A 2,852-nucleotide genomic window follows, 5' to 3' on the forward strand; every position below is an offset into this window, starting at 1 on the left:
TGAATCGCTCCGATGGAAAGCCCAATCTCAATCCAAATTGATTCGCGGTTGTAATCATCAATGATATTCAATGTTCTAAATCTTCTCGAATTGAAAAGCGCATCACTCATAAAATCGATACTCCAAACTTCATTGTAGTTTCTTGGAACTTCCAGATTTTTTCGTTCTCTCGAAGCCAATCTTCTCTTGCGTTTCCTTAAAAGATTCAATCCTAATTTTTTGTAAATACGATACACCTTCTTGTGATTACAGGAAAAACCTTGATTCCTCAGACTATGAAATATTTTCTTGAATCCATAGCTAGGATGTTTCTCTGAAAGTTCATTCAGCCAACCAATGAGTTCTGTGTCTTCCTTTCTTTGGGGCTGATAATAATAACTGCTCCTTTCCAAATTAAGAGATTTACACGCCTGCCGGATGTTTATAGGATATTCTGACACAAGGTAATTCACAACTTCTCGTTTCGTAGCAGGCTTTACCACTTTTTTGACAAAACGTCCTTCAATGCTTCATGTTCCAAGCTCAAATTGGCAAACATCTTCTTCAAACGATTGTTCTCAGATTCCAGTTCCTTGATTTTCTGTAGTTCTTTGGTAGAAGTTATCCCACCAAATTTCTTTTTCCAATCGTGCAAGGTTTGGTAGTGGAAACCGTATTTTCGAGACAATTCTTTTGCGGTCTGCCCTGATTCATACTCTTTCAAAATTGCCAAAATTTGGCTGTCTGTAAATTTACTTGTTCTCATATCCTAAAATTAATTGTTTTTTCTCGTTAATCTTAGGGTTATAAATTGTCCAACCTTAGGGGAGACTTACAGATGCTTTGAAGATTATTCCCTACTTTCTTGTTCACAAGCTGGGACAGATCGTTATAGGTGTTTTCGGCAAGCAGTTCTTCAGGATTATTGTCTACCTGATGATAATGTTTTACCAACCTGTTCTGAGAATCATACTCAAATCTTTCCTGTACCGTTACCCCGACTTCGCCCTGCTTTCTGAGGTTAAAAATGAAAAGCATCTTATTTTGTGCTGCTCTTTATAACACAAAACCCACCGCAAAAAAGGTGGGTTTATTATTGTTCACGGATTACAAATCCGCGAGATCAGGGATTCCCGCGAAATGCGAGTTGTTTTTCAGTTAGTAAATAGTTTTAATATGTTTTTTATTATAGTGAGCCAACCCGCTCTATCTAAACTTCTGTCAGTTTCTTTTTCTCTCTCTTCATAGGTCATTTTTTTCAACCTCTTTACATTATATACTAATACTGCAATAAATACTGCTGAAGAAATTAATAGAATAAGTAATACATCATTTCTCATTTTCTTTTATTTTTTTGCCTTTTGAGTAACCTGTTCTTGCAGGTGAAGAAAGACTATTTATTATTTTCCCAAATCTTATATAATCTTTCATTTTTGAAACTCCTTGTGGCGACATAAGAGCTTTGTATAAGCTTCTTCGAGCTAATCCAAAATCACCAACCATTTCACCAACTAATTGTCCATCACCACCCGTAACATATCCAGGCTTATTACTATTTAGATTGTCTATTCCGTTTCCTACTAATCCTAAAAGATTTCCTGGAACATTCTCTAATTGTTTATCATTACCCCAAATTCCATAAAGTTGAATAGGACCAGATATAGACCTTGTAAGTCCATCACCAATTAGATATACCCCTGAAACTTTTGTTATCATTGTGGGTTCGGGAACAAGTAATGAACCAACTCCTCCAATCAATTCATCTACACCGCTATACATATTTATACCAACGATAACAGATTTAACTATTTTTTCTAAAGTAAGATTTTTGGTTAAAGTTATTTCCGGAATATTATGAAGCGTCCCGTTTTCAATTGCTTTTCCTCTACCTGCTTTTGAATCATCATAAATTACACCATCCGCACCATAATGAAAATTCCCCATCGTGTTGCTCGCAAAAGCATATTTTGCGCCCTCAATGTTATTGTCTTTGAAAAATTGAGAGGCGTTATCTCTATTTAAATCTTTATTATATAAATATTGTCCATCATTTGTATAATACCAATCTCTTCCATCGGGGTCAATCACAAGAACAGGATTGTCCGCAACATAATGATAAGAAGAATATGAATGATATAATTCTTGGTGATCATCTTGCACCCCCCACCTTCCGATGTCTGCCATATAAAACCTTGTTCCGTAATCATACAATCCTGATTCCGTCTGCAATTCTTTTCCATTGTAACTGTATTTGTATACAGGATTTCCCGGTAAAACATTATAGGCTTCATGCTTCATCCCAAAAGGATAATAGTTATTTTCTTCAAGAACTTCTGCGCCGCTTCCATTGTTGAAATAACTTAAACGGATATTTCCCAAATGGTCTGTGTAGTTGTAAATATACTTATTATTTTCGAAATTATAATACCCTTCGGAAGTTGGAACAAATTTAAGCAACTCATTGGTATATTGAAAACCATCCAGATAATCCGTCCTTTCGTTGAAAAGATGGGTTATATTACTGGAATTTTTATAGGAATATTGTTTCCCCACTTTTACTCCATCTGCCCTGTAAGTATATGCTGTATTAACGTATATTTTTCCGGCACGAGTTGTTATGAAATTATCGAACTTAATGTATTTCGGAAGATTTAAAAAATTATAATCAATTTGCAAAATTCCCTTATCTCTGTGAGAAATCATATTTCCGTTGCTATCATAGCGAATTGGATTTCCTGAGGTATCCGGATAACCTCTGTAATCTGTTGAGGAATCGGTAACGGAAGTCAGCCTGTTTCCGGTATAAATATATCCAAGATCATCAATATTAAATGCAGAAGCACCTTGCTGAGATTGCGCCGATCTTTTCAGAT

5 protein-coding genes are annotated in these 2,852 nt (G+C 35.4%); all 5 read right to left on the reverse strand.

All coding sequences use genetic code 11. The annotated features are described in order from the left end of the window. Nucleotides 1-452 (reverse strand): IS3 family transposase (locus WFK35_RS21940; RefSeq protein ID WP_336734693.1); only part of this gene is annotated, 452 nt, incomplete at its 3' end. Between the two features lie 23 nt (nucleotides 453-475). Continuing rightward, a complete protein-coding gene (locus tag WFK35_RS21945; RefSeq protein ID WP_336734695.1) occupies nucleotides 476-745 on the reverse strand; it encodes a transposase in 270 nt (89 codons plus the stop codon). Nucleotides 746-783: 38 nt separating this feature from the next. Beyond that, entirely contained in the window at nucleotides 784-1,017 is a 234-nt protein-coding gene (locus WFK35_RS21950; protein WP_336734697.1) for a hypothetical protein, read from the reverse strand. 116 nt (nucleotides 1,018-1,133) lie between these two features. Next, entirely contained in the window at nucleotides 1,134-1,319 is a 186-nt protein-coding gene (locus tag WFK35_RS21955) for a hypothetical protein (RefSeq protein WP_116096831.1), read from the reverse strand. Next, nucleotides 1,309-2,852: RHS repeat domain-containing protein (locus tag WFK35_RS21960; protein ID WP_336734702.1), on the reverse strand; the 1,544-nt coding region annotated here is incomplete at its 5' end. The genes WFK35_RS21955 and WFK35_RS21960, both read right to left, overlap by 11 nt.

This window comes from Chryseobacterium sp. VD8, assembly GCF_037149975.1.
GTDB classification, from domain to species: Bacteria; Bacteroidota; Bacteroidia; order Flavobacteriales; family Weeksellaceae; genus Chryseobacterium; species Chryseobacterium indicum.